Here is a 26,431-nt window from a genome sequence, read left to right on the forward strand (position 1 = left end):
CTGACCTGGCGTGGAAAAACCCGATCCCTGTGGATCGGGTTTTTTTATGCCTGCAACCAGCGCATCAGTTCATCGACACCAAGGTAAAAGCTTGCCCCTGAATCATTTCAGGGGTTGCCCGGCGCCCGTTCTGGTCGACTACAGCGCCAGAGGCATCTTGGTGCAATGGCTTTCGACGAAACCGCTCCATGAATACCTGTGCGCGTTTCGACACCGGATCGCTGGCATATCTGGCCCGCTGCAAAACCGGCGAATACAAGCGCTCAACCTGGCTGGCGGAAGTCTTGAACACCGTCGAAACACCGTTGTTCAGATTCAACGAAACAGCATAGGTATTACCCAGACAGGAAGAATACGACCAGTAATCCCATGTCGGCCTCAGCCCCTGTTGACGCAATACACTCCTGACCGGTCCACCGATGTCGGTGCCGGTCAGCCAGTCACCGCCCACCAGCGTGACCCGAACATCTTTGGGCGAGCCTCCCAGACGCGTCATCGCATCCTTGACGGTGTGGTTGATCAGCGAGCGAACGTTGTGATCGAAATGAATGACTGCGCCGACCTTTGTCGTCGGGTTGTACATCGAGGCAATCACGCAGGTCTGCGCATTCAGCGAAAACAGATAATTGTCCATAGACCCGGCGACAAACTTCGCCACCACAGCCTCGCCCTGCAACGCACCACGGTTCAGCACTGGCTCGACCCGGCCGGGAAACGCATTGCGCAGATTGTTCACTCGACCAAGATTACGTACCTGATCATTGCCGCCGCGCAGCCCGACCCGGTCATGCGTCCATTTGCCACTCGCAGTCAGACGTACGGGGCGCTGATAAATGGCTTCGGGGCGCCGGGCATCGATCAGGCTGAGCCCCCCGAAATGTGGGTTTTCCCTGACCTGGAAGTACTTGCCTCTGTTGCGGATGTAATAGGTCGGCTGGGGCTGTGCAGCACTGGGCGGACTGCGCCATGTGCCAAAAAAGACACCTTCTTCAGTGACCTGCTGCAAATTATCCGGCTTGTTGCTGACGGCCTGTCTGGCGTGAAAACGCACCTTGCGAACCGCCGGCAGCGCTTCCTTGCGAATCGGAGCCACGGTGCTCAAGCGTTCGGTGAGCAATGAGACCGGCCGCGTCGTGTGCTTCAGATTTCTGACCGTGCGCCCGAGTAACTTGACCGTACTGCCGGCGCCAACCATGGCAAACAGCGCGCCCCACGACGCCTCAAGCCAATGGCCGAGCGCGCCATCGACATCGCCTTCCAGATGCGCCGCGACGGCATCACCGGCACTGACAGCGATGAACACCACGTCCAACAACAAGGCGAAGGGCGGAAACACCATGCAGAATGGCGCGGCGGCGAACATCAGTCCCTTGACCACCTGTCTTTCGATCATTTTCGCGCGGCTGGTCGTGATGTCGTGCACATCCGTAACCGAGCGCTCGATGTAAGCGTTGAACTCAACCCGCGCGTCGCTCACTCGCTGCGCTTCGTACAGCGTATCGACGCGCTGATTTTTTACCGCTATCGCATGCAAGGAGAGCGAAACGGTTTTGCGTGCAGCAACCGCCGTGCGCGCCATCAAGTAGTCATGCAGCTCGCCGGCGATGTCGCCAAACAGTGAATGGTACGGGCGCACCGCAAGGCCGTCAGGAGCATCCGGGGTATACAACCACCAAGACGGCTCGGGATCGAAAGCGGTAAAAACATAAACCCCGAGTACGACATGACCACGCACAGTAAACCTGAATACGCCGTCAGTCGTGACCCTGCTGGCGCCCGGCAAATGGCCCCCTGACGTTGGCAATTGACTCAACAGCGAGACCTGGCGGACGAGCGCTGTATACACCGTGTCGCTTAGCCGTGCCTGACCTCGCGCAACCCGCAAGTCACGATCCATTGTCGACAGCAGCACATTGCGCCAGGCAAACCGGCGCGGCTCGTAGTCCGCATGGCGAGCGTCGAGATATTTGCCTCGGATCTCGCTGGCGTACTTCTCACCCAGCCAGGCCCCGCGCAGATACAACGCCAGATCGGCGCTGCGCACCTCGCTCAGATCCTGGCCAACGGATGAGCGCACGCCCTTTTTCGGATTGTCGATACCAGCGTTGTCGTCGTAGCCGTAGATCGCCAGATCGAGCAGGCTGGCTACCGACTGTTTCCTGCGATCGGCGATGCCGGCGTTGTAATCGATCAACACGGTGGCCGGATCAACCGGTTCCAGCACCTGTTTGCTGCGCATATAAGGCGCGATCTCTGCGGCCACCGTGCGTCTGGCAAAGTCGACAAAGACTTCGAAACCGCCCAGCAACTCATTGAAGACCTGCTGATGAACAACCAGCTCCTGATTCAGGCTGCTGAGGCGTCGACGCGCATCCAGGGTCAGCGTTGAGTTCCAGCGCAGTAAATTGTCCTCTTCGACCTGCTGCAGGTTTTTGGCCAGGCCCATTTTTACAGCCGCTTCGACGCACTGAGCGAACGGCAGGGGCGCACGCCGAATATCACTGCTCATACCCCAACGGCCAGGGTCGGCAGCCACGGCGACAAGATACTCCCGCGCTCGGCGATGGGCAGTGGGAGAAAGCTGCTGCAAAAGATATTCGCGACCGGACTCGCTCTGCGTCCAGCCCCAGACCTCTCCGGTCAATGCCGCCAGCGAAGGCAGGCGCACCCACTCCTGGCCGTCTGGCTTGTTTGGCGCGTACAGCAGCAGATCGCTCACCGCTGGTGCAGGCTCTTGCCGGTAAAACACCAGAAAGTCGGCACACTGCATGCCGTTGGGTAAAGCCAGTGCGGCGACGCGCAAAGATTCGCCCATGGCTTCCCCCGCCCACATCGATTCGAGACGATCATGATCGTCCACCGCCAGATGCCCCGCACAACGCGCAACGAACGCGCTTTGCTTGAGTCGCGCGACAAACCAGTCGATCAAGGCCTTTTGTACGTCCTCGCGCTCATACTGCCCGGCGAGGGCTCGCAGGTACCCGACCGGATAATCCTGGCAGGCCAGCATGTCGGCGATGAATGCCGGCTCCAGCGGCTGATTGCGTCGCGAAGGACCACTGGTGACTTCCAGAACGGCAGCGAAATCCGTACCGATCGGCCCCGCCGCGAGCAACTGGCTCAAACTGCGGTTCTGCGTCGGCTCGCCGACCGCTGAAAGCCACCTCAGGCGGACATCGATCCGGTCCGGTTCCACCTCCATGTCGAGTTTGAGCTGGATATAGTCAATCGCCTGTTGCCGGGCATAGGCGCGCAACGAGCCGTAGCCTTCCAGCAGATCATCGAGCGCTGCCTGGGCCTGCGACGTCTGTTCTTGATAACGGCGCAGCCTGGCACGCTCCGGTTCGTTCAGCACCCGCAGCCAATGCGGCAATTGCGCGTATGACTGCGCTTCGAGCCTCTTCTTTTCCGCACCCGTTGCCAGTGCGGTCAACCGATAGCGGCGAGCGCCTCGTTCCTGAACCTTTTCGATTTGCCTGCGCAATCGATCCGGCGTCAGTCGCACGAGCCGGTCAGTGTGGAACAGCGCGTCGATGTCATCGATATAACGCTGCAATTTGCGCAAAACCAACTGATCGAACGCAGCCTCCTGCCCCTTGGTTTCCCAATGTGTTCGCAGGTAGTTTTTGTATTGATCAAGGAAATGCTCAGAAACGCTCTCCACAGTCTGGATGACCGCTTGACGATGGCCGAGCGGAAATCCCCGGTCAGCAGCACCCGGCCAGCGGTACGGAGCGTCCTGAATCGCCAGGTACATCATCGGCTTGCCGTCGATGATTTTCTGCAGAATCGAATCGAGCAAAGCCAGCACAAAACCCGGATCGATATTGCCGTGCGGGTAATGATTGCGCAGCTCGGTCAACGCGAAAGCTTCCATGGCCTCCAATAAGGTCAGCTGACTGCTCAGGCGCTTGTCGATGAGTACCTGCCAACGCGTGATCCGCAGCAGAATCTCCTGGGCCGTTCCTGTGGGCGCAGCGGCTTCCGGTGGTTTTTCTTCTACAATCCCTTGTTCACTCGCCATATCGTCCAGCCCGCTTGCGTAGAAATGAGCTTTCACTCTATTTGCCGGCAACCGCGCTCCGGGGATACATATGTATATCGCGCCGGCGAATGTGTAACAGCCAAGAGGCGTGTCCACTTTGCCGGCGACCTGGCGTAAACTGCGCGCTTTTGCAGCTTCGGGCTGCCCCACAGATTTTCAAAGGTGCCCGCCATGCCTTGGCTGCAAGTCCGTCTCGCCATCACCCCCGAACAAGCCGAAACCTACGAGGACGCATTTCTCGAAGTCGGCGCCGTGTCGGTGACCTTCATGGACGCCGAAGACCAGCCGATCTTCGAACCGGAACTCAACACCACCCCATTGTGGTCGCACACCCACTTGCTGGCGTTGTTCGAAGGCGGCACCGAACCAGCCCCGGTACTGGCCCACCTGGAACTGCTGACCGGCAGCCCGCTACCCGAACACCACAGCGAAGTCATCGAAGATCAGGACTGGGAGCGCAGCTGGATGGACGGTTTCCAGCCGATGCGTTTCGGCCAGCGCCTGTGGATCGTGCCGAGCTGGCACGCCGCGCCGGAACCTGATGCGGTCAACCTGCTGCTGGATCCGGGCCTGGCGTTCGGCACCGGCACTCACCCGACCACCGCTTTGTGCCTGGAATGGCTCGACGGCCAGGACCTGAAAGACTGCGACGTGCTCGACTTCGGTTGCGGTTCGGGAATTCTGGCGATCGCCGCCCTGTTGCTCGGTGCGAAAGAAGCCGTTGGTACCGACATCGACGTGCAGGCACTGGAAGCCTCGCGCGACAACGCCGGTCGCAACAATATTGCCGACGAACTGTTCCCGCTGTACCTGCCGCAAGACTTGCCGCAGGTTCAAGCTGACGTGCTGGTCGCCAACATTCTTGCCGGTCCGCTGGTTTCGCTGGCGCCGCAACTGTCTGGCCTGGTCAAATCCGGCGGTCGTCTGGCCCTGTCGGGCATCCTCGCTGAACAAGGTGATGAAGTCGCTGCCGCTTATGCACAGGACTTCGATCTCGACCCGATCGCCAATCGCGATGGCTGGGTGCGCATCACCGGCCGTCGGCGCTAATATGTCCGCCTGCATAATCCGGATCGCCGCATGACTGACAGCTTCGTCACCCAGTGCCCGCATTGCCAAACCAGTTTCCGTGTCAGCCATGCTCAATTGAGCGTGGCCCGCGGGGTGGTTCGCTGCGGCTCCTGCCTGCAAGTGTTCAACGCCGCCAAACAGCTGCTGGAACAACACGCTGGCAAGGACGCGGTGACGCCGGTCGCGCCTTCGCTTGCCGAGCCACCGCCGATTGTCGAGTCGACGCCAGCCGTCGAACCCGTAGCCATCGTCGAGCCGCCGGCACCGCGCGCCATCAGCCAAAAGCAGTGGAGCGCCTCGGAGCTGGATCTCGACAGCCTCGATCTGGACCAGGAACTTGCCCGCCTCGAGCAACGGGAAATCCAGCCGACCACCGAATTCGGTCGTCCCCGCGAAGATTCCCTGAGCGCCCGGCGCGACATGCCTGAGCCGGACGAAACCGTCTGGCGCGACAGCCTGTTCAGCGAACATGCCGATGAGCACTCGATCGAGCCCGACGACGAGGCAGAAGTCTCGGAGATCGAACCGGCCAAAGCCGCGCGCACTGAGCCTTCGCTGACTTTGGAACCGGTAGATCTCGACGACGAGCCGGCGATCCCGCAACTGCGCCTTCACGACCCGATCGATCCGAACGCCCGTCGTGAACGATTTTCTGCCAGCGACGATATCGATGACGGCGACGAGTTGCCATCGATCGAGCCGCTGCGCAAAAAGCGCGAGCGCGCAGAACCCGGTGTACGTGCTGAAGTCCTGCAGGACCTGAGTGACGACCCGCTGCAACTGGACTGGCAGAAACGCCGCTCGCCGTGGGGACGCCGTTTGCTCTGGTTGCTGTTGGTGCTACTGGCGGCGGGCGGACTGGCTGCCCAATACATCGCCTATCATTTCGACGAACTGGCCCGCCAGGATCAATACCGTCCGTGGTTCCAGCAAATCTGCCCGCAGATCGGCTGCACGGTGCCGTCCAAGGTCGACATCGCCCGGATCAAGAGCAGCAATCTGGTGGTGCGCAGTCATCCGGAGTTCAACGGCGCATTGGTGGTCGACGCGATCATTTATAACCGCGCGACGTTCTCTCAGCCCTTTCCATTACTGGAACTGCGTTTCGCCGACCTCAATGGCCACTTGATCGCCAGTCGTCGCTTCAAACCCGGCGAGTACCTCAGAGGGGACCTCGAAGGTCTGGCGGAAATGCCGCCGCAAACGCCGATCCACATTGCGCTGGATATCCTCGACCCAGGCCCGAAAGCAGTGAATTACAGCCTGAGTTTCCACTCGCCCGAGTGAATCCCTGCGGCGGTTTGCAATTGACGGCGGTTTTCTGACTTTGCCACCCACAACCAAACCTGTGGCGATAACGGAATAACTGTTCAGATTTTGTTCAATTCAGCCTTTATCCAGTCATCGAGAGCGGGTATCATGCCAACCCTTTTTCGAACTCTCATGATCCGGCCCCACCTCAGGGAAGTCCTATGTCGGCGGTACGCATCGGCCCATACACATTGCAGAACGGCTTGATTCTCGCCCCGATGGCGGGCGTCACCGACCAGCCCTTTCGTCAGCTGTGCAAGCGTTTGGGCGCAGGGCTTGTAGTCTCGGAAATGGTCACCAGTGACATGAGCCTGTGGAACACCCGCAAGTCGCGCATGCGCATGATCCACGAAGGCGATCCCGAGCCCCGCTCGGTGCAGATTGCCGGTGGCGACGCGCAGATGCTGGCGGATGCGGCCCGGGCCAACGTCGAATTGGGCGCGCAGATTATTGATATCAACATGGGTTGCCCGGCAAAGAAGGTCTGCAACAAGGCCGCCGGTTCCGCGTTGTTGAAGGACGAAGCACTGGTGACCGAGATCCTGCAGGCCGTTGTGGCTGCGGTTGATGTGCCGGTCACCTTGAAGATCCGCACCGGATGGGATCGCGACAACAAGAACGGCCTGACCGTGGCGAAGATCGCCGAGCAGGCCGGGATCACCGCGCTGGCAGTGCATGGCCGCACTCGCGCCGATCTGTACACCGGTGAAGCCGAGTACGACACGATTGCCGCGATCAAGCAGGCGGTGTCGATGCCGGTGTTTGCCAATGGCGATATCGATTCGCCGGAAAAGGCCCGTTACGTGCTCGACGCGACCGGTGCCGATGGCCTGTTGGTAGGCCGCGCCGCCCAAGGGCGGCCATGGATTTTTCGCGAGATCGAACACTTCCTGCGTACCGGCGAGAAATTGCCGGCACCGGAACTGATCGAAGTGGAACACATTCTGCTGGAGCATCTGGCCGCCCTTCACGCTTTCTATGGGGATGTGATGGGCGTGCGCATTGCGCGCAAGCATGTGGGCTGGTATCTCGCAACCTTGCCGGGCGCCAGGGAGTTTCGCGCCCACTTCAATCGTTTGGATGGTACGGAAACACAATGCGCCAACGTTCGGGAGTTTTTCGCCGAGCGTTACAAGAGCCTGACAGGGGACGAAGAAGGGGTGGCCGCATGACGATGATGACCGAGACTTTAGTGAGTGGAACAGCACCCGTGAGCGACAACGTGAATTTGAAACAGCACCTCAATACCCCGAGCGAAGAAGGCCAGACCCTTCGCGGGAGTGTCGAGAAGGCGCTGCACAATTATTTCGCCCACCTTGAGGGCGCGTCCGTCACGGATGTGTACAACCTGGTGCTCTCCGAAGTCGAGGCTCCCCTGCTCGAAAGCGTGATGAACTACGTCAAGGGCAACCAGACCAAGGCCAGTGAGCTGCTCGGACTTAACCGCGGCACGCTGCGCAAGAAACTCAAGCAGTACGATCTGCTGTAAGCATTCAATCAAACCAGAAAGGCGCCCGCGTAAAAAACGGTCGCCTTTTTTGCTGACTTCCTTTGCTTTTGATGGAAATTGAGATGACCGACCAGACTACCCGCCTGCCGATCCGCCGCGCCTTGATCAGCGTTTCCGACAAGACCGGGATCCTCGAATTCGCCAAGGAGCTTGAAGCTCTGGGCGTCGAGATCCTCTCCACCGGCGGAACGTTCAAGCTGCTGCGCGACAACGGTGTTGCCGCAGTGGAAGTCGCGGATTACACCGGTTTCGCCGAAATGATGGACGGTCGGGTGAAAACCCTGCACCCGAAAATCCACGGCGGCATCCTCGGTCGTCGCGGTATCGACGACGCAATCATGAGCGAGCACGGCATCAAGCCGATCGATCTGGTGGCGGTCAACCTGTACCCGTTCGAAGCCACCATCAACAAGCCAGGCTGCGACCTGCCGACCGCCATCGAGAACATCGACATCGGCGGCCCGACCATGGTCCGTTCGGCAGCGAAAAACCATAAAGACGTAGCGATCGTGGTGAATGCCAGCGATTACGCCAGCGTCCTGGAAGGCCTGAAAGCCGGTGGCCTGACCTACGCGCAGCGTTTCGACCTGATGCTCAAGGCCTTCGAACACACGGCCGCCTACGACGGCATGATCGCCAACTACATGGGCACCGTGAATCAAGCGGCTGAAACCCTGAGCACTGAAGGCCGCAGCGAATTCCCGCGCACCTTCAACAGCCAGTTCATCAAGGCCCAGGAAATGCGCTACGGCGAGAACCCGCACCAGAGCGCGGCGTTCTACGTGGAAGCCAAGCCTGCCGAAGTCGGCATCGCTACCGCGACCCAACTGCAAGGCAAAGAACTGTCGTACAACAACGTGGCTGACACCGACGCCGCGCTGGAATGCGTGAAGAGCTTCGTCAAGCCAGCCTGCGTGATCGTCAAGCACGCCAACCCGTGCGGCGTGGCGGTCAGCCCGGACGCTGAAGGCGGCATCCGTCAGGCCTATGAACTGGCTTACGCCACCGATACCGAATCGGCGTTCGGCGGCATCATCGCCTTCAACCGTGAACTGGATGCCGAGACCGCCAAAGCGATCGTCGAGCGTCAGTTCGTTGAAGTGATCATCGCCCCAAGCGTCAGTGCAGAAGCCCGCGCCATCGTTGCGGCCAAAGCCAACGTGCGCCTGCTGGCCTGCGGCGAGTGGTCGGCAGACCGCGCAGCCGCGTGGGACTACAAGCGTGTCAATGGCGGACTGCTGGTACAGAGCCGCGACATCGGCATGATCAGCGCCGATGACCTGAAAGTCGTGACCAAACGCGCGCCGACCGAACAGGAAATCCATGACCTGATCTTCGCCTGGAAAGTGGCCAAGTACGTGAAGTCCAACGCCATCGTCTACGCCAAGAACCGTCAGACCATCGGTGTCGGCGCTGGCCAGATGAGCCGCGTAAACTCGGCACGTATCGCCGCGATCAAGGCTGAGCACGCCGGTCTGCAAGTAGCGGGTTCGGTGATGGCATCGGACGCGTTCTTCCCGTTCCGCGACGGCCTCGACAACGCGGCCAAGGTCGGCATCACTGCAGTGATCCAGCCGGGCGGCTCGATGCGTGATGCTGAAGTGATTGCTGCTGCCGATGAGGCTGGCATCGCCATGGTCTTTACGGGCATGCGTCACTTCCGTCACTGATTATTGCTTGATCGTACCCACGCTCTGCGTGGGCACGCAGCCCGGGACGCTCCGCGTCCCTTGGACGCAGAGCGTCCGTAGAGGCATTCCCACGCAGAGCGTGGGAACGATCAGCCCCCACAGAATTAGCGTCATCCGAGGTTTTTGAAATGAATGTTTTGATCATTGGCAGCGGTGGCCGTGAACACGCCCTGGCCTGGAAAGTGGCTCAGGATCCGCGCGTACAGAAGGTGTTCGTCGCGCCGGGCAACGCTGGCACCGCCATCGAAGCCAAGTGCGAGAACGTCGCCATCGACGTATTGGCTCTTGAGCAACTGGCCGACTTCGCCGAGAAAAACGTTTCCCTGACCATCGTCGGCCCGGAAGTGCCGCTGGTCGCTGGCGTTGTTGATCTGTTCCGCTCCCGTGGCCTGGACTGCTTCGGTCCGACCGCCGGCGCTGCGCAGCTGGAAGGTTCGAAGGCCTTCACCAAGGACTTCCTGGCTCGCCACAAGATCCCGACCGCCGACTACCAGAACTTCACCGAGATCGAGCCGGCCTTGGCTTATCTGCGTGAAAAAGGCGCACCGATCGTGATCAAGGCCGATGGCCTGGCGGCCGGTAAAGGCGTGATCGTCGCCATGACCCTGGCCGAAGCCGAAGACGCCGTGCGCGACATGCTTGCTGGCAATGCGTTCGGCGACGCCGGTTCGCGCGTGGTAATTGAAGAATTCCTCGACGGCGAAGAAGCCTCGTTCATCGTCATGGTCGATGGCAAAAACGTCCTGCCGATGGCCACCAGCCAGGACCACAAACGTGTTGGCGACGGCGACAGCGGCCCGAACACTGGCGGCATGGGTGCCTACTCCCCTGCCCCGGTGGTCACTGCCGACGTGCACCAGCGCGTGATGGATCTGGTGATCTGGCCGACCGTGCGTGGCATGGCTGAAGAAGGCAATGTCTACACCGGTTTCCTCTACGCCGGTCTGATGATCGACAAGGCTGGTAATCCAAAGGTTATCGAGTTCAACTGCCGCTTCGGCGACCCGGAAACCCAACCGGTGATGCTGCGTCTGCAATCGAGCCTGGTGCTGTTGGTTGAAGCCGCTCTGGCGCAAGCGCTGGACAAGGTTGAAGCACAGTGGGATCCACGCCCGAGCGTCGGCATCGTGCTGGCCGCTGGCGGCTACCCGGGCGACTACGCCAAGGGCGCGGCGATCAACGGTCTGGACGCAGCGGCGAGCCTGGAAGGCAAAGTCTTCCACGCCGGTACCGCGCTGAAGGATGGTCAGGTTGTCACTGCCGGTGGTCGCGTACTCTGCGCCACTGCAATGGGCGCCAGCGTCGGTGAAGCTCAGCAGCAAGCCTACAAGCTGGCAGCAGCCATCGACTGGGAAGGCTGCTTCTACCGCAAGGACATTGGCTACCGCGCCATTGCCCGTGAACGTGGCGAAACCCAGGAATAAGCTGTCGATCGAGCCCGGCGAGGGATACCGTTCCTCGCCGGGCTGTTCCGCCGCCGCGCATCGTTATATTCTGGCATCAACCTACGAAGGGATTTCGCCGTGCGCTGGCTCAGGATTGCCATAAGCTTCACCGTCACGTTGCTGACCTTGCTCTGCATGCTCCCGGCCCAGGCCGCGCAAGGCAGTGGCTGGTCGGTATTGCTTGACGATCAGGGCAGTCTGCAACTGAGCGATATCCGCTCCGCTCGCTACACCAATCAATTCAGCCCCATCGACCTCGACCGCCTCACTGCGGCCGAGCCCGATGGCGCCCTGTGGTTGCGCTTCAAACTGGCGCCGGGCAAGCACGAACAAGTGCTACGCATCTTTGCCCCCGACCTGTCACAGCTCAATCTCTACGTACTCGACGGTGACAAGCTGATCGAGCAACGCAACACCGGCACCGACCAGCCACAGGCCGAAAGGCCGTTGCCGAGCAGCGACTTCATGCTGCCGTTGCCACAGACCGACAAACCGCTCGATGTCTATCTGCGCCTGGTCTCCGATCACCAGTTGCGCCCGCACGTCACCCTACAATCGGCGGTGATGAGCGCGGCCAACCACAATCAGACGCTGATCTTCGGCTTGCTGTTCGGCTGTCTCGCCATGCTGCTGTTGCACAACCTTGTGCGCTACGCCTACTCCCGCTCGCGCAGCAGCCTGTGGCTGGCGGTCTGCGAGGGCCTGCTGGGCCTCAGTCTGTTGCTGCTGCTCAACCTCGCCGGCCCCTGGCTGCCGAACTGGCACGCGGTGCAGACCCCGGGCGCCTATCTGGCGTTGCTGCTGACCGCTCCCGCAGGATTGATGTTCGCCTATCGCTTCTTCGCGCCGCTCGGCCCGCACCCGCTGAACAAACTGTTGATTGGCGACATCCTGTTTATCGTCACCTGCAGCCTGTTGCTGCTGTTCGTCAATACCCTGCCGCTGAACATCATCACCTATGCCCTGGTGGCCCTGGCCGGCCTGAGCATGTTGTTTGTCGCCTTCTATCACTGGCAGAAGGGTTACCGCCCGGCGCGCCTGTTCGTCGCCGCAATGGTGGTGTTCAACATCGGCACCTTGATCATTCTTCCCGCGTTGCTGGGGCTGACACTGGTGTCGCCGCAGGGTCTGATCATGACCCTGATGGCATTCATCTGTATCAGTGGGCTGCTGATGAGCATCGCCCTCGGCGAGCGTCAGCGCAGCATCACCGAAAGTCGTTTCAGCGTCAGCCGCGACCTCGCCGCGAGCAATGCCGAGATCAACGCCAAAGCCGAGTTCCTCGCCAAGATCAGCCACGAAATCCGCACGCCGATGAACGGCGTGCTGGGCATGACCGAACTGCTGCTGGGCACGCCACTGTCGGTCAAGCAACGCGACTACGTGCAGACCATCCACAGCGCCGGCAACGAATTGCTGACGTTGATCAACGAGATTCTCGACATCTCCAAGCTCGAGTCCGGGCAGATCGAACTGGACGATGTGCAGTTCGACCTCAATGCCTTGATCGACGACTGCCTGAGCATCTACCGGGCCAAGGCCGAACAGCAGAACGTCGAACTGATCAGCTTTATCCAGCCGCAAGTACCGCGGGTGATCAGCGGCGACCCGACCCGCCTGCGCCAGACTCTGCTGAGCCTGCTGGAAAACGCCCTGAAGAAAACCGATGAAGGTGAAGTGCTGATCGTCGTCGCCCTCGACGAGCGCAGCAACAAACCGCGTCTGCGCATCGCCGTGCAGGACAGCGGTGAACCGATGGATCAGGAAGAGCGTGACGCACTGATGCACGCCGAACTGCACAGCAAGCACTTCCTTTCGGCCAATCGTCTGGGTGGCAACCTGGGGCTGGTGATCGCGCGACAACTGATCCGCTTGATGCATGGCGAGTTCGGCATCAAGAGCGGCGCCAATCAAGGCAGCACGTTATGGCTGACTTTGCCGCTGGACCCCGACCGCCTCGAACACCCGACCTCCGATCTCGACAGTCCGCTGCAGGGCGCGCGGGTCCTGGTGGTCGACGACAACGACACCTGCCGCAAAGTGCTGGTCCAGCAATGCAGTGCGTGGGGGCTGAATGTCAGCGCCGTACCTTCAGGCAAGGAAGCGTTGGCTCTCCTGCGGACCAAGGCGCACCTGCGTGATTACTTTGATGTGGTGTTGCTCGATCAGAACATGCCCGGCATGACCGGCATGCAGCTCGCGGCCAAGATCAAGGAAGACCCGAGTCTGAACCACGACATCCTGCTGATCATGCTCACCGGCATCAGCAATGCGCCGAGCAAGATCATCGCGCGCAACTCGGGGATCAAACGCATCCTCGCCAAACCGGTGGCCGGCTACACCCTCAAGACCACCCTGGCCGACGAGCTCAACCAGCGCAACAAAGGTCAGGTGGTGTTCCAGCCGCAAGTGGTCACCCCGGCCACGGCGGCGAAAGTGCCGAGCGATTTCCGCATCCTCGTCGCCGAAGACAACACGATTTCGACCAAAGTGATTCGCGGCATGCTCGGCAAGCTCAACCTGCAACCGGACACCGCCGCCAACGGCGAAGAAGCCCTGCAAGCGATGAAAGCCCAGCGTTACGATCTGGTGCTGATGGACTGCGAAATGCCGATCCTCGATGGCTTCTCGGCGACCCAGCAATTGCGCGCCTGGGAAGTCAGCAATCAACGCATTCGCACGCCGATCGTGGCGTTGACGGCGCATATTCTCGCCGAACACAAGGAGCGCGCGCGTCAGGCCGGGATGGATGGGCACATGTCCAAGCCGGTCGAGTTGTCACAATTGCGCGAGCTGATCGAGCACTGGGTAGCCGAGCGTGATCAGCAGAACCGTGCCACGACGCCCACCTCCTGAGCCGACAGACCCCGTAGCGCCTGATAGACTCCCCCACGAATTCCCTCGCCAGTGAGCTTGCACCATGCTCCATGTGTTGTTCAGCGTTTACCTGAAGATGCTGGTGCTCTACAGCCCGTTCTTCGTGCTGTCGTGCTTTATCAGCCTGACCCGCGGTTATTCGCGCAAGGAACAACGGCGGCTGGCCTGGAAAGTCGCCGTGGCCACGCTGGTCTCCAGCGTTTTACTGTATTTGTTCGGGCGGGTAATTTTCGATGTGTTCGGCATCACCGTGGATGCGTTTCGCATCGGCGCCGGCAGTGTGCTGTTCATTTCGGCACTGGGGATGGCGCAGGGCAAACCGGCGGTACAGGCCGACAATGTGCAGCAGGACGTCACCATCGTGCCGCTCACCATCCCGCTGACCGTCGGCCCGGGCACCATCGGTGCCTTGCTGGTGATGGGCGTCAGCCAGCCGCACTGGGACGACAAACTCACCGCGATCATGAGTATTGCCCTGGCCAGTTTTACCGTCGGCGTGGTGCTGTACCTGTCGAATCGTATCGAGCGGATTCTGGGCGATCAGGGCTTACAGATCGTCAGTCGTTTGATGGGATTGTTTGTTTGCGCTTTGGCGGCGCAGATCATTTTTACAGGGGTCAAAGGCTATTTGGTGCCCTGAACAAGCGCATCGAATACGTCCGTACACTTCTTGCAAAGGGCCGTGAATTTATTCTTCACGGCCCTTTTTGCTTCTACATCGGTTTTGAGTTCAAAGCGCTGCCTCAATCAGCACGTTCAGACTGACCACGGCGTTATCGCCCTGCAGCCGTGCAAAACGCTGCAACCAATCGGTAAGGGTAAACGTGCAGTGGAGCCGCTCATTGAGCCGGACTGTTATTTCCATTGGCGTGTTTTCCTCGCCGCCCTGCGGCTCGACATCCCGCACAATCAGCGTGCTTGCACTGTCCGGGTCGGCAATCACCAGATGCCCTTCAACCCGCGACATCAAAAGGCGCGCGCAATCAGCCATGTCGAGAAACAGCAGGTTCGTGCCCGAACCATCGTCGTCCGCTGCCAGCCGCGTATCGACCACGATGCAGTCCAGACGCTGCCAGGTTTCGTCGGTGATGCGATACCCGGTTTCCCGGGAACCGAAGGCCAGAATCAGTGTGTCGATGCCATCGGGCAATAATGCGCGGACATCGGTCACCTCATCGCTCAAGGACAGGGACAACACCTCGCCTTCGCGGTGCGCGTGGCAGCCCGGAATCCAGACAGGATCAGGATCGACCGGGCCTGCGCTGAAGACAAATCCGTCAATTGCGTCGAATAGCAGCGCAGCGGTGTTTTGGCGCGTGCCAAGAAACGTCGGCCACTGTCGCGCATGGCGGGCGGTGACCTCAAACAAGCGATCCGTTGCAGGCAGGTAATACGTGTAGCGCGTGCCGGTGTGCTCGACCGGCAGAACCTGCGCGTGGAGCTGTCCCGCGAGCAATGCTTTCAAGCGCGTACGCCACTGCTCGGCCGTCTGCCCCTGCACGTGCGACCAGCGATTCTCCACGCTGATGATCCGCGCTGGCTGCTGATCGTGCAGCTCGACATTGACCCCGTCGCGGGTTTGCCCGAGCAGACCTTGTCCATGCCTCAGCACGTGAACAAATGACCATTGCGGCCAGACCTTTTCTGCCATGGGCAACTGCCCGGGGTTCACGCGCTGCGGCCCAGCAGCAAACGCGACGCGCAATGCCTCGATGGCAATCGTCGGCTGGCGATAAAGCCGCCCGGTCGAACCCTCCAGCAACCATGCGGCCTGTTTGTCCGGCGTCAGTCCCAACGGCGTCAACTGCACTTCAGGACCGATGTTCGACACAACGAATTGCTCCTCGATGCACCACGCCGGCAGAAATGCATGACCCGCCCCATTGCCCAATCCGATGAGCGGAAAAGGTTCGGCTTTGTAGACTTTTGCCAGCGCCGGCAAAGCGTCCAGCCAGTCGGAGTTGAGCTGTAGCCAGCGCTGGCCGAGGCCGGCAAATTTCAGAATATTCGGTGTGGGAATGCCGCCCATCCACTGCTCATCTTTAAGGTTGGTGTCGACCTCGAAAAGGCGGCCGTCGGCCTTGGTGGCAATGTAGCTTCCGAACGTTTGGGTGACGTCGACAATATCGCGCTCGATGACCCGATTGATGAATTGCCCCACCCTCGGCTCCACCCCTTGACTGATGGTCTGCGCTTGCTTGCTGTAGAACAGCAGCGCACCGCTCTGCGGATCGGCCGGCATCAACATGACCATGTCCGCCTCACTGCCCAACCCCGCCGAAAAATAGTGGCCCGTGCGTTTGTTGACCCAGGCACGCCGGCGCAATCCTTCGAAGTAGTAGGTGCGCGCGTAAACGAACGATGCATATACCCAGGTGCTGATGGCATTGGCCATGCCCGGGGTTTCATCGTTATACGCGCCGAAGGTCGTGAAGTGATGCAAGTCGCCCTGCCCGGGGCGCGCGGTGGGTTCCTCGATAAACGACGACTTGATGCCCGTCAGGACCACGGCCGCATCGCTGAGGCGATACTCCAGTGTGGTTTCGGTTTCAGTTATCCGGGCGTCGATCAGCAAGCGTTGCAACACTCGCAAACTGCCATCGGCGTCCTGGACACAACCCATGATGTGCGACCCGCTCGCGGGGTTCATCAAGCGGTAGCGATGCACAACCGTGCCGGTGATCGTGTCGACACGCCAGACCGTCGCCCGTTGCGGATGGTAGAACCAGGCATGGCGGGCACCGGCGCCGCCCAACAGCAGCCCCTCGTTCACCGCGCTCGGCAGATTGCGTGCGTACAACAAACGATCACTGGTCGCGTCATACCAAGCGGTGGTCACCACCATGGCGGCGGGCACCCGGAATTTGTACAGCGCCACAGCATTTGCGACCAATCGGCCTTCGCGGGCGTGCTGGCGCAGCATCGCCAGTATTTGCGGCAGGCGGCTTTGCTCATCAAGGGTGACCGACTGCAAGCGAAGGCAGCGCTCCCACCCATCGACCCGGAACAGGCCCTCGGCCAGTTCGATCAAGCCATCGAAAACCGACAGCACCGTGCCATCAACCATCAGTTGGACTTCATCATCATTTTCCCGATCCGCGGCGGCAAATCTGACCTGCTCCAGGCAAGCCCAGGTCGCCTGCACGATCCACTTGGCAGGGCCATTAAATCTGACCGAGACGATGCCGGGTGCAAGCCTGATCCGGTATTGCCCCTCGGGTGCGCTGATTGCGTAGGAAATCCTGTTGTGCACCAGCGTTTCCAGGGTCGGCACCACCAACTGGCGTACCTGACTGTCCAGCACCACGCTGATGTCTGTCGGTTGATAGACCGGATGCAGCTTGTACAGAATGTGCGGCAGCGACGGGTTGCTGGTGAGATAAAAGCGCCGGTTTCCGTGTTGGTCATACTCCAGCGTGTCCGCCATGCGATCCGTCACTTGCGGGTAGCGGGTTTCAGCAGGGATGTCGCCAGCGTCCCCGACCTCGCCGGGAAGGGGGTCGTAGGTGTACCCGCCCAGCCCCTTCAACTGATACTCGTAACCGTAATGGCAGATCGGCGTGCACGGCAGCACCAGCGTCTCAAGCCTATCGGTTTCGTCACGGTAAAGATGAACAACCTCGGGCAGCCCCAGTGCCTGGCGGATATCGAGGGACAGGTGAATAGCCTGCGGGTCATCGTTGTACTGCGGCAGTTCCAGTGGCCCGCCCGTCCAGGGGTAAAACTTCTGGCTGTCGAAGCGCACGTCATTGGTTTGCAGGTTCAGCCTGACGATGACCGCCTCTGCGGGAAATTGCAGCACGCCATCCTTCAAGGTGTAGGCACCGCGCCGGTAAGCATGACCGATCGCACGCAGATGATTGCCCACCGCCGTCGCCTTGTCCCTGATCTGTCCCAGGTTGCTGGCAATCGCCGTCACCCCAATGCCGACACCCAGCAGCGGCACCGAGAGAACGGCCGCTGCCGTGCCCACCGCCCCGCCAGCCGCCAAAGCAACAACATCCACCCCCAATGCTGCAACGTTGAACACCAGTGATGTGGAGAACCGCGAGCGTTGCTCGTGGTTCTCGGCCACCGACAGGTTGTGGAGATCGAAGCCGATGTTGGCGAGCGAAAATACCAATCCGCCTGCCGTGGTGGCACGCCCCAGCACACGCCCGGACAACGACGACTGACCAAGCGTCAATGCCCGTTCGCTGGCCGCCACCTGACGCACCAGATTGATCGTCTGGGCCGTGTCGCTCAATACGCCGAAACCCAACTGCGCATAGTTGAAATAGACCTGCACTTGCAGGGCTATCGACAAAACCGGCGCCCGCTCGCCATCAGCCTGATAGTCACGATGGCGCATTTCAGTGACCAACGCCTGGATCGCGAAGGCGAAACTCAGACGACTGCCGCCGTCGGCTTCGACCGCGGTACTCGGCTTGCCCGTCAATGTGACAACCAAACGTTGAAGGTGTTTTTTAAGCCTGTCGAACCGCGCATCGGCGGTGCCGACTGTCAGTGATCTGGCCGGGTTCTGCACATCCACCAGCGTCAGCGAATAACCCGCGTCCGGGTTTGCCTTGAGCGTTTCCAGCAGCGGCAGATAGTCGCGACCCAATGTGTGTTCAGCGCGCAATTGCCGGGTCGCCTGATCAAATTCCTGCGCCCAGTAACGCGCGTCCAACTGCGCGAGGCTAGCCCCCAGCCGCGCGTTTTCACTGAGTGAGCGCGTGCGTGCGACAGCTTGCCTGGCCCAGACCGAAGCCGCCTGAGGGTCGGCGATAGCTGCGGTTTGCAAAAAACTCTCGACGCGCAACCCGGACGACAATGTCCGCTCGGCGAGCGCTACGGTGTCCAGTTCGATTACATCGAACTGCGCAGTGCCGATGTCAGTCAGGCCGTACAACTTCGCCAAAGTGTTGCCGTCGTCACTTAAATAGCGTGCCAAGCCCTGCTTCATTTCTGCGCTTGCGGCAAATCCATAAATCGCAAAATTGGGATCATAAAAGCGATAGAACGTTTGCTCATCCACTTGCACTTTAGCCACCAGCAAAGCGTGATTGCCTGTGTCGAGCAGCAGGGCGCCGGGGGCGGTTTTCGCTTCCAGTGTCTGCATCACGCTGTCGAGATTTTGCCGGCCACGAGCCTGTCCGATCGCACGCCCGGAGACCTCGCCCAGCTCATCCAGCGCACTGAGCAACGCCCGCGAATCAACGTCTTCCGGCCTCAGGCTGGCATTCGCCACACGTCCGATCAGTGCACGCTCGGCCAACCCGCCAGCCGCCACGGCGGCGCCCATCAACAACGCCAGCGGATAGCAACGGCGTCCCGGGTCGCCCGTGCTGCGCCTCAACAAATCCTGCGGCAGTTGCCTGACGGACACGGCGCCGGACTGGAACAACGCCTCCCGCACCTGGCCACCCCGCTTGAAAATATGCCTGTGGTATTCACGCTGTGCCGTGCGATTGATCTGTCCGATGTGCTCGCCCCACTGTTTCAGCGTCAGCGGTTCGCTCATCGCCAACGCCTTGAGTTCGCGCGCCGTGTGCGTGCCGTGGATGCTCGCGCCGGCAAGCCCCGCCTTGAAGTTCGGCGCCGCCTGCTGAATCAGGGCCTTTTCGATCGCGTGGTAACGGGCGAACAAACCACCCTCAGCGGTTCCCCGAGCGATGTCCATAACGCTCTGCCAGACCGGGGCAAACCCGGCGGCATCCAGACTGTTTGCCCCCAACATCCCGCCGAGGATGACGCGTTGCAACGGACTGAGTTGCTCAACCGCCAGCGAGCCATGGGCAACGAGGGTGAACAACTCATTGAGATTGCGGGTAGGCTCCGCGCCATGGGAAAGCGGAATCGCACGGACTGTTTGCGCGCGAATCTGCTCACGGCTGTCGAAACCGATGGAGATCGCTGAATTGAACGTCATGTCGCCGCTCAACTTCTCCTGCATCGCGCGCAGGAACGGCTCGCCCAGATCGTCCATCAGCGGCTGCAATACCGAGGTCAACATCACCGGTTGGCCTTCGATGACCGGCCAGCCCTGCTTGAAGGTTAGCGTGTGCGCTTTCAGCAGATCCGCCAGTTGGCCGACGTAGCGCGATTTCAGTTTGCCGTTCTGCCACTTCTCCCGCTCTTTGAGCAACCATTGCTCGGCCTTACCGTCGACGGTCCAGCCGGAGATCATCTCCTCCTCGGTGTGGGTGTTGTAGCCTTCGAGCAACTTCAGGCGCTCACGGATCTGCACATGTCGATCGGGTTGCAGGTGCTGCTCTATGTATTTGAGCAGCGCGGCCGCGGCGGCCCCTGGGCCCGTCAGGGTGATGGTGCCGCGGGCTTCAAGGCGAATGCCATCGCGGTAATAGGTAAAAATCGCGTCGATCAGTCTGGAGCGGAACACCTCGCCTTGCGCTTCAGGCAGTTTGCCCTGCGCCTGAGCTTCGTTGACCACATTCTCGACCACATCAAACATCCGCGCCTGATCCGTCGCGTCGATGCCGGCGAGCGCCGCACGCCGCTCCACTTCCAGCAGGCAGTCATAATTGAGGCGGATCATCTGCATGTACGCCAGGGTCATGGCACTGCCGGGATGGGCCAGCATATGCGCATTCATTTCCGCCCAGTCCGGCAAGCCATAGGCCGTGCCCAAACGCATCGCGTCCTGCGGCACCGCGTGATCTTGCGGTGCGACAAAGATCTCACTTAGCGGGTGTTGCTCACGGGCAAACGCCGTCAATGCCTCGAGGTGTTCGGGCGGGATTTTGTCAGTGCGGTCGAGATAACGCTGGCGGTCGCGTCCCGGCATCAAGGCTTCATTGTGGTTCAACAGCAACTGCAAAACGCCGATTCGGCCTTCTTCGCCGACGCTGAGAATATCGACACCGGCCAGCGTGTCCGCCAGTGGCGGCAAGTAATCCATATCACTGTAACGGCCACCTTCGAGGTATTCGGCCTGCAGGCGCACGACATCGCTCGCCGCGGCAAAATTGCCGCGCATGGCCACCTCGCGCTGATAGACATCCTGCAAAAAGTGCCCGGCAAATTCGTCGCCGACATCGCGCAATTGCAGGTCCGCTCCGAGCATCGCCTGATGCGTCTGCAGGCAGCGCTGGCGAAAGGCTTCAAGCGTCGCCCGATCCTTGCCGTAGGCACGCACCATCAAGTCGATACGCGCTTCGTCGGCTCGCCCCCGCCACTGTGCTTGCTGAAGGTGGGCGAACATCTGCTGCTTCAACACCCGCGCACGGTCCTCGATCATCTGCGACAACTGAAAAGCCTTGCTGACCTTGTCACCGCCCGACTCCAGCGCATCCACTCTGGCGCTGTCGAGGATCACCCGGTTCATTTCAAAGGCCAGCAACGCATCACTGTCGTACCAGAGGTTGAAGCGGTAACCCTGCGGCTCCAGCACCTGGCGCCAGATGTTCATGTAGTCGCGCTGATTGGCCCCGACTTCACTGCCGCCCACCCAGACAAAGTGCATGATTTTCGCCACGGGCCTGGCCACGCCATGGAGCATGGCGTGTGTGTCCTCCAGCCTGGCGACAGACTTGACCAGATCCGATCTGATCTGGCTGATGGCTTCGGAAACGGGCTGAGTCCTGCGTTGGAGCAACGACTCCAGGGCCTCCTGAAACAGCTTGATCAACAGCAGTCGCTGCGGGTCATCAGCGGCTTGTCTGGCCAGTTCATAGTGCGACAGCAACGCCTTGTATTCAGCGCTGCCGGCAAACTCGCTCAGCGCCCGCTGCAGTTGCGAGAAGTCTTTGACGGAAAGGATTTCGTACGGCTTGTTGGTTTTCATCGTGGCACTTCTTCCATAACGGCTTCGTTCGCCACGAAACTATTGAACTGGAGTACCACGCTCAAACCCGAACAAACTCAAACGATGTCCAGTGAAACAGCCAATAACACTCGGGGTTTGTGCTTGAACCATGTGGCAATGAATTGCCTGTTTTCTTACCTGCGCACAAACGCACAAGGCCGCCAATCCAGAAGATTGGCGGCCTTGTGTTCGAGCGGAATGATTCAATCCGAAGCGTTAACCGGATATCACGTCTCACGCAGTTGCTTACAACTGCGCTTGACGCTCAACACGACTTTCTCACGCCCCGGGTTTTTCACCGTACCAGCGCGGGGTGTAAACCCAGACGCCGCCGTCACCGCGCGGGAAGGTGCAGGTAGTCGAAGAACCAATCAACACCATGGTGCGCATATCCACTTGCTCGGGGGTTAAGGCGCCGAGTGTCGTGGTGCGCAGGGTCTGGCCCGGACGGCCGATGTCGCGACCCAACACCACGGGGGTTTCAGGTGCGCGATGCTGCGCGACAATCTCCAGCGCCCGGCCCAGTTGCCACGGACGCGCCCGGGAGATCGGGTTGTAGAACGCCAACGCCAGATCCGCTTCAGCGGCCAGATCCAGACGTTTTTCGATGATCGACCAAGGCTTGAGATTGTCCGACAGCGACATCACGCAGAAGTCATGGCCCAGTGGCGCCCCGGCCTGTGCGGCGGTGGCCAGCGAAGCGGAAACACCCGGGAGAATTTCCAGGTCGATGCTGTGCCACGCCGGGTCCGTCGACTCGTGCAAGGCTTCGAGCACCGCCGCCGCCATGGCGAACACGCCGGGATCACCCGAGGACACGACAATCACCGAGCGCCCTTCGGCAGCCAGCCGGAAGGCGTGACGGGCGCGCTGCATCTCTTCGCGGTTGTCGGTGCAGTGCTGCACTTGATCGTCGCGAAACGGCCCGGCCATGCGTACGTAGGTTTCGTAGCCGAGCACATCGGTGGCGCGGGCCAGTTCGGCCTTCACCGCTGGCACCATCAGTTCGGCAGCGCCGGGGCCGAGGCCGATCACGGCGAGACGGCCGCGTGGCCGGCCAATGCTGGAAACATCCAACGGCTGTTCGGCGACCGCGATTGCCATGCCGTGGCTGACCACAACTTTAGCCTCAGGCACTGCGGCACGTGCCAGAGTTTCGATGTCGCTTTGCGCCGCAACGAAGCGCAGCGGCACACCCAGCTCAAGCGCCGCTTCACGCAAAAGTGGCGAAGCCATTTGCGTCTCGCTGGCCAACAGACAGGCCAGCGACTGCAAGGCGATTTTCGCCTGCTGCAACGCGCGGCGAACGGCATTCGCCAGGTCAGCTGTTTCGGCACTCACCGCCACCGCGACGCTGCGTGGATAGATCAGCAACTCACTGGCACTCGCCTCACGCGCGGCACTGCCGACATGAATCGAGCGCTGCGCCTGCGGATCTTCCGGCAATTGCGCCTGATCCAGCCACGGCGCCGCGCCTTCGATGCGCACGCTGTGACCGGCCAACAGGTCGGAGACAAAACACTTGCCCAGTTCCAGATCGCCCAGGGCATAACCGCTCGGAGGGTTGAGCAGGCACGTGCCAAAACGCAACTCGCCACTGGTGGTGATCGCGGCTGCGACTTGCAGCCCGGCAGCGATGTCGCGCGCCATGACATTCACCCCGCCGAGGCCACCCAACAGCGGCACCACGGCGCTGCCGTCTTCGGCCACGGCGAGTACCGCAGGCTCGGCGCCCTTTTCCAGCAACAGCGGCGCCAGCGTACGGATGACGATGCCGGCCGCGCACAGAGCAATGATCGGCGTGTCCTGCTGATACAGCGCACGCAGGGTCGCGCCGAACTCCTGATAGGTGCAATCGGCGCCTTCGACGCGCCCGGCGAGGCCGTGGATCTGCGCCGCCGGATAGACCTGCTGAATGCGCCGTGCGGTGGCCAGGCTACCCTGGCCGAGAATGACGATGGCTGGCGTAGATTGAGTCATCAGCCTTGCCACCGTTCGCCCGGCACAATGATCAGCGAGAAGTACGGCGACGACATCGGCTCGACCTGATCCATCGGCACGATCTTCTGATTGGCCATGGTCGCACGCTCGACATACAGCGCGCGTTCGGCCAGACCCAGTTCTTCGAGGACCTGACGCACTTTGGGGAAATTGCGCCCCAACTTCATTATCACCGCCGCGTCGGCATCGGCCAGACGCCGCTTCAACTCTTCATGGGGCAACACGCCCGAGAGCACCGACAGGCTCTGATTGCGATACACCAGCGGCGCGCCGAGCACCGAAGCGCCACCCAGCATCGAGCACACGCCCGGCACCACTTGGGCTTCATAACGAGTGGCGAGGCGATCGTGCAGGTACATGTAGGAGCCGTAGAAGAACGGATCACCTTCACAAATCACCGCCACATCGCGACCGGCATCCAGGTGTGCGGCGAGCGTCTCGGCGGCTTCGTCGTAGAAATCGCTGATGACCTGCTCATAGGACAGCGGCGCCGGCAGCGCTTCTGTGGTCACCGGATAGACCAACGGCAACAGGTTCTGCGCCTGTTGCAGATGCGCTTCGATGATGCCGAACGCGTTGCCCTTTTTGCCCTTGGCGACGAAGTACGCCACCACCGGCGATTCGCGCAGCAGGCGCAGGGCTTTGACGGTAATCAGCTCCGGATCCCCCGGGCCGACGCCCAGGCCAAGCAAACGTCCTTTGGCCTGCATCATTCGATCTCCGTGGCGAGGGCGTTAACGGCGGCGGCGGCCATGGCGCTGCCACCGAGGCGGCCTTGCATGATCACGAACGGCACGCCACGGCTGTCGGCGGCCAGGGCGGCTTTCGACTCGGCGGCACCGACGAAGCCGACCGGGAAGCCGAGGATCAGCGCCGGTTTCGGTGCGCCGGCGTCAAGCATTTCCAGCAGATAAAACAGTGCGGTCGGCGCGTTGCCGATTACCACGACGCTGCCTTCCAGATGCGGACGCCACAGCTCCAGTGCGGCGGCGGAACGGGTGTTGCCCAGCTCGCGCGCCAGCTCCGGCACGCTCTCGTCACGCAAGGTGCAGATCACTTCGTTGTTGGCCGGCAGGCGCGCACGTGTCACACCTTCGGAGACCATCCGCGCATCGCAGAGGATCGGCGCACCGGCGGCGAGCGCATCGCGCCCGGCCTTGCCCGCACCTTCGGAGAACTGCAGACCGTCAATAGCCTCGACCATGCCGCAGGCGTGAATCACCCGCACCGCGAGTTTTTCCAGATCGGCCGGGATGCGCGCCAGATTGGCCTCGCGGCGAATGATCGCGAAGGAGTTGCGATAAATCTCCTGACCATCGCGGATGTAATCAAGCATCAAAGGGACTCCGAGAGCGGGCGGCGAGCAGGGTCGCGGCCGCTTCAATAGTAAGGTTGCGTGCGTGCAGCGCGCCGAAACCCGGCAGCGTCGCATCGCGAAAATAGAGGTCGTAATGACCGGCACTGACGGCCAGCAACGTCGCCGGGGCACAGTGGGCGGCAGCGCAAGAGCGCGTGCAGCCACTGAGGTGGACGTTGAGGGCCGAGGGCAGCAACGTCGCCAGATGGCGGGCGTCCTGCTTGGTGTCGGCCAGGCCTTTGCCGCAGCCACTGGCACCGGTGCAAGCGATCAGGCGTGAGAGGGGCTCGGTAGCGCGGGTCAACAGGTTCAGTTGCTCAAGACCTTCCAGCACCTGAGCCGCATCACTTGCTTTGACGCCCGGCACCAGCAGGCTTTGCCAAGGCGTAAAACGCAGGCTGCCATTGCCGAACTGGCGGGCCAGTTGCGCAGCCCCGCGCAGCATCGCCGGATCGAGACGGCCCAGCGCCGGCACCGCACCGATATACACCTGACCCGCAGTGTTTTGCGGATGAACTCCGATGTGCAGATTGTCCGCCACGGCGGTGCGCTGCCAATCGCTGATCGGCTTGATCGGCAAACGTGCGCTCAGTTGTTGCAGAAACGCCGGCATCGGCAATTCATCGAGCAAATGACGCATGCGCGTCTGCTCGGGACGTGCCAACGCCAGGAACAACTCCAGCACCGCCACCACCAACGCATGGCCGTGCTCCAGCGCCACCGCGCCGACCGCGCGATCCGTCGGGCACCCGGCCAGGCCGAACGCCAGCCAGGTTTTACCGTCACGCGCGAACGCCGACAACCACAGGTCGTGGGGATGTTCGAGCATCGCCAGCGCTTCACCGCCATCCAGTTGCACGGCGAATTTGGCGCTCAGCTCGTGGAACCGTGGATGGCTTTGCAAAGTATCGAGGATCTGCCCGGCGAGGCCGCGCGTGTCGATCTGCATCTGCCGATCAATGCCGGCAGCGGGGCTGAGCATCAGGTTGCGCACATCGTCACCGGCCGCCGTGCGCGGGCCGAGACCGGCGGCGAGCAAGCGTTCGATCAGTGCCGCAGATTGCTCACCGATCCCGCGAATCTGCAGATTGGCACGGTTGGTCGCCTCGATCGCCGCGCCGAACTGTTCGGCGGCATCGGCCACCGCGTCGGCCTGATCGACGCTGATCGAACCGCCATTGAGCTTGATCCGGCAGATGCCGCCGTCCAGTGCCTGGACGATACGCAGTAACCCCGGGCAGGCCGAGGGGCGTAAGGCGGTGGACATCGGGCGTTCGTTCAAGGGGCTGACCGGCTGCGTGGGAAAGGCGCTT

The 26,431-nt window shown here is 61.2% G+C and carries 14 protein-coding genes; 8 read left to right on the forward strand and 6 right to left on the reverse strand.

What is annotated here, in order from left to right; translation table 11 throughout:
- Positions 1-64: 64 nt before the first annotated feature.
- Entirely contained in the window at positions 65-4,024 is a 3,960-nt protein-coding gene (locus CKW14_RS21535) for a type III effector 1 (RefSeq protein ID WP_141231815.1), read from the reverse strand.
- Positions 4,025-4,216: 192 nt separating this feature from the next.
- Here CKW14_RS21535 and prmA point away from each other — a divergent pair, with 192 nt between their 5' ends.
- From prmA to CKW14_RS21575, 8 genes are all read left to right on the forward strand, one after another.
- Positions 4,217-5,095, forward strand: coding sequence for a 50S ribosomal protein L11 methyltransferase (gene prmA, locus CKW14_RS21540; RefSeq protein WP_093430245.1), 879 nt, complete (start codon positions 4,217-4,219; stop codon positions 5,093-5,095).
- Between the two features lie 30 nt (positions 5,096-5,125).
- Positions 5,126-6,403 carry a DUF3426 domain-containing protein gene (locus CKW14_RS21545; RefSeq protein WP_095126111.1) on the forward strand — a complete coding sequence of 426 codons (1,278 nt, stop codon included), beginning with the start codon at positions 5,126-5,128 and terminating at the stop codon, positions 6,401-6,403.
- Positions 6,404-6,588: 185 nt separating this feature from the next.
- Positions 6,589-7,599 (forward strand): tRNA dihydrouridine synthase DusB, encoded by a 1,011-nt coding sequence (dusB, locus tag CKW14_RS21550; protein WP_093430243.1) that lies wholly within the window; start codon positions 6,589-6,591, stop codon positions 7,597-7,599.
- Positions 7,596-7,916 carry a DNA-binding transcriptional regulator Fis gene (gene fis / locus CKW14_RS21555; protein WP_003221275.1) on the forward strand — a complete coding sequence of 107 codons (321 nt, stop codon included), beginning with the start codon at positions 7,596-7,598 and terminating at the stop codon, positions 7,914-7,916. The genes dusB and fis overlap by 4 nt, the downstream gene beginning before the upstream one ends.
- Positions 7,917-7,999: 83 nt before the next feature.
- The gene (purH, locus tag CKW14_RS21560; RefSeq protein WP_095047355.1) at positions 8,000-9,607 is read left to right on the forward strand and encodes a bifunctional phosphoribosylaminoimidazolecarboxamide formyltransferase/IMP cyclohydrolase; all 1,608 of its coding nucleotides are present in this window, start codon (positions 8,000-8,002) and stop codon (positions 9,605-9,607) included.
- A 149-nt stretch (positions 9,608-9,756) separates the two neighbouring features.
- Positions 9,757-11,052 (forward strand): phosphoribosylamine--glycine ligase, encoded by a 1,296-nt coding sequence (purD, locus tag CKW14_RS21565; RefSeq protein WP_095047354.1) that lies wholly within the window; start codon positions 9,757-9,759, stop codon positions 11,050-11,052.
- A 99-nt stretch (positions 11,053-11,151) separates the two neighbouring features.
- Positions 11,152-13,929 carry a hybrid sensor histidine kinase/response regulator gene (locus tag CKW14_RS21570; RefSeq protein ID WP_095126112.1) on the forward strand — a complete coding sequence of 926 codons (2,778 nt, stop codon included), beginning with the start codon at positions 11,152-11,154 and terminating at the stop codon, positions 13,927-13,929.
- Between the two features lie 64 nt (positions 13,930-13,993).
- Positions 13,994-14,590 carry a MarC family protein gene (locus tag CKW14_RS21575; RefSeq protein WP_025111770.1) on the forward strand — a complete coding sequence of 199 codons (597 nt, stop codon included), beginning with the start codon at positions 13,994-13,996 and terminating at the stop codon, positions 14,588-14,590.
- A 90-nt stretch (positions 14,591-14,680) separates the two neighbouring features.
- Here CKW14_RS21575 and CKW14_RS21580 read toward each other — a convergent pair whose 3' ends face one another.
- The 5 genes from CKW14_RS21580 to cobG all read right to left on the reverse strand — a co-directional run bounded on the left by CKW14_RS21580 (position 14,681) and on the right by cobG (position 26,385).
- On the reverse strand, positions 14,681-21,739 hold the full coding sequence (locus CKW14_RS21580; protein WP_095126113.1) for a TcdA/TcdB catalytic glycosyltransferase domain-containing protein: 7,059 nt from the start codon (positions 21,737-21,739) through the stop codon (positions 14,681-14,683).
- Positions 21,740-22,039: 300 nt separating this feature from the next.
- Complete coding sequence (cobJ, locus tag CKW14_RS21585; RefSeq protein WP_095126114.1) at positions 22,040-23,740, reverse strand: precorrin-3B C(17)-methyltransferase; 1,701 nt, start codon at positions 23,738-23,740, stop codon at positions 22,040-22,042.
- A complete protein-coding gene (locus CKW14_RS21590; protein WP_371857758.1) occupies positions 23,740-24,474 on the reverse strand; it encodes a precorrin-2 C(20)-methyltransferase in 735 nt (244 codons plus the stop codon). The genes cobJ and CKW14_RS21590 overlap by 1 nt, the downstream gene beginning before the upstream one ends.
- Positions 24,471-25,097, reverse strand: a complete 627-nt coding sequence (locus CKW14_RS21595) for a precorrin-8X methylmutase (RefSeq protein ID WP_093430238.1) — start codon at positions 25,095-25,097, stop codon at positions 24,471-24,473. Before CKW14_RS21595 ends, CKW14_RS21590 begins: the two co-directional genes overlap by 4 nt.
- The gene (cobG, locus tag CKW14_RS21600; protein ID WP_305885173.1) at positions 25,090-26,385 is read right to left on the reverse strand and encodes a precorrin-3B synthase; all 1,296 of its coding nucleotides are present in this window, start codon (positions 26,383-26,385) and stop codon (positions 25,090-25,092) included. The genes CKW14_RS21595 and cobG overlap by 8 nt, the downstream gene beginning before the upstream one ends.
- Positions 26,386-26,431: the final 46 nt, after the last annotated feature.

The organism is Pseudomonas sp. Irchel s3a12, from assembly GCF_900187485.1.
GTDB classification, from domain to species: Bacteria; Pseudomonadota; Gammaproteobacteria; order Pseudomonadales; family Pseudomonadaceae; genus Aquipseudomonas; species Aquipseudomonas neuropathica.

Bases quoted from the DNA above. Each gene is read 5' to 3' on its own strand.
- purH (WP_095047355.1), top strand. From the start codon at position 8,000: ATGACCGACCAGACTACCCGCCTGCCGATCCGCCGCGCCTTGATCAGC.
- CKW14_RS21545 (WP_095126111.1), top strand. From the start codon at position 5,126: ATGACTGACAGCTTCGTCACCCAGTGCCCGCATTGCCAAACCAGTTTC.
- purD (WP_095047354.1), top strand. From the start codon at position 9,757: ATGAATGTTTTGATCATTGGCAGCGGTGGCCGTGAACACGCCCTGGCC.
- CKW14_RS21535 (WP_141231815.1), bottom strand. From the start codon at position 4,024: ATGGCGAGTGAACAAGGGATTGTAGAAGAAAAACCACCGGAAGCCGCT.
- CKW14_RS21595 (WP_093430238.1), bottom strand. From the start codon at position 25,097: ATGCTTGATTACATCCGCGATGGTCAGGAGATTTATCGCAACTCCTTC.
- CKW14_RS21580 (WP_095126113.1), bottom strand. From the start codon at position 21,739: ATGAAAACCAACAAGCCGTACGAAATCCTTTCCGTCAAAGACTTCTCG.
- cobG (WP_305885173.1), bottom strand. From the start codon at position 26,385: ATGTCCACCGCCTTACGCCCCTCGGCCTGCCCGGGGTTACTGCGTATC.
- dusB (WP_093430243.1), top strand. From the start codon at position 6,589: ATGTCGGCGGTACGCATCGGCCCATACACATTGCAGAACGGCTTGATT.
- cobJ (WP_095126114.1), bottom strand. From the start codon at position 23,740: ATGACTCAATCTACGCCAGCCATCGTCATTCTCGGCCAGGGTAGCCTG.
- CKW14_RS21575 (WP_025111770.1), top strand. From the start codon at position 13,994: ATGCTCCATGTGTTGTTCAGCGTTTACCTGAAGATGCTGGTGCTCTAC.
- fis (WP_003221275.1), top strand. From the start codon at position 7,596: ATGACGATGATGACCGAGACTTTAGTGAGTGGAACAGCACCCGTGAGC.
- prmA (WP_093430245.1), top strand. From the start codon at position 4,217: ATGCCTTGGCTGCAAGTCCGTCTCGCCATCACCCCCGAACAAGCCGAA.
- CKW14_RS21590 (WP_371857758.1), bottom strand. From the start codon at position 24,474: ATGATGCAGGCCAAAGGACGTTTGCTTGGCCTGGGCGTCGGCCCGGGG.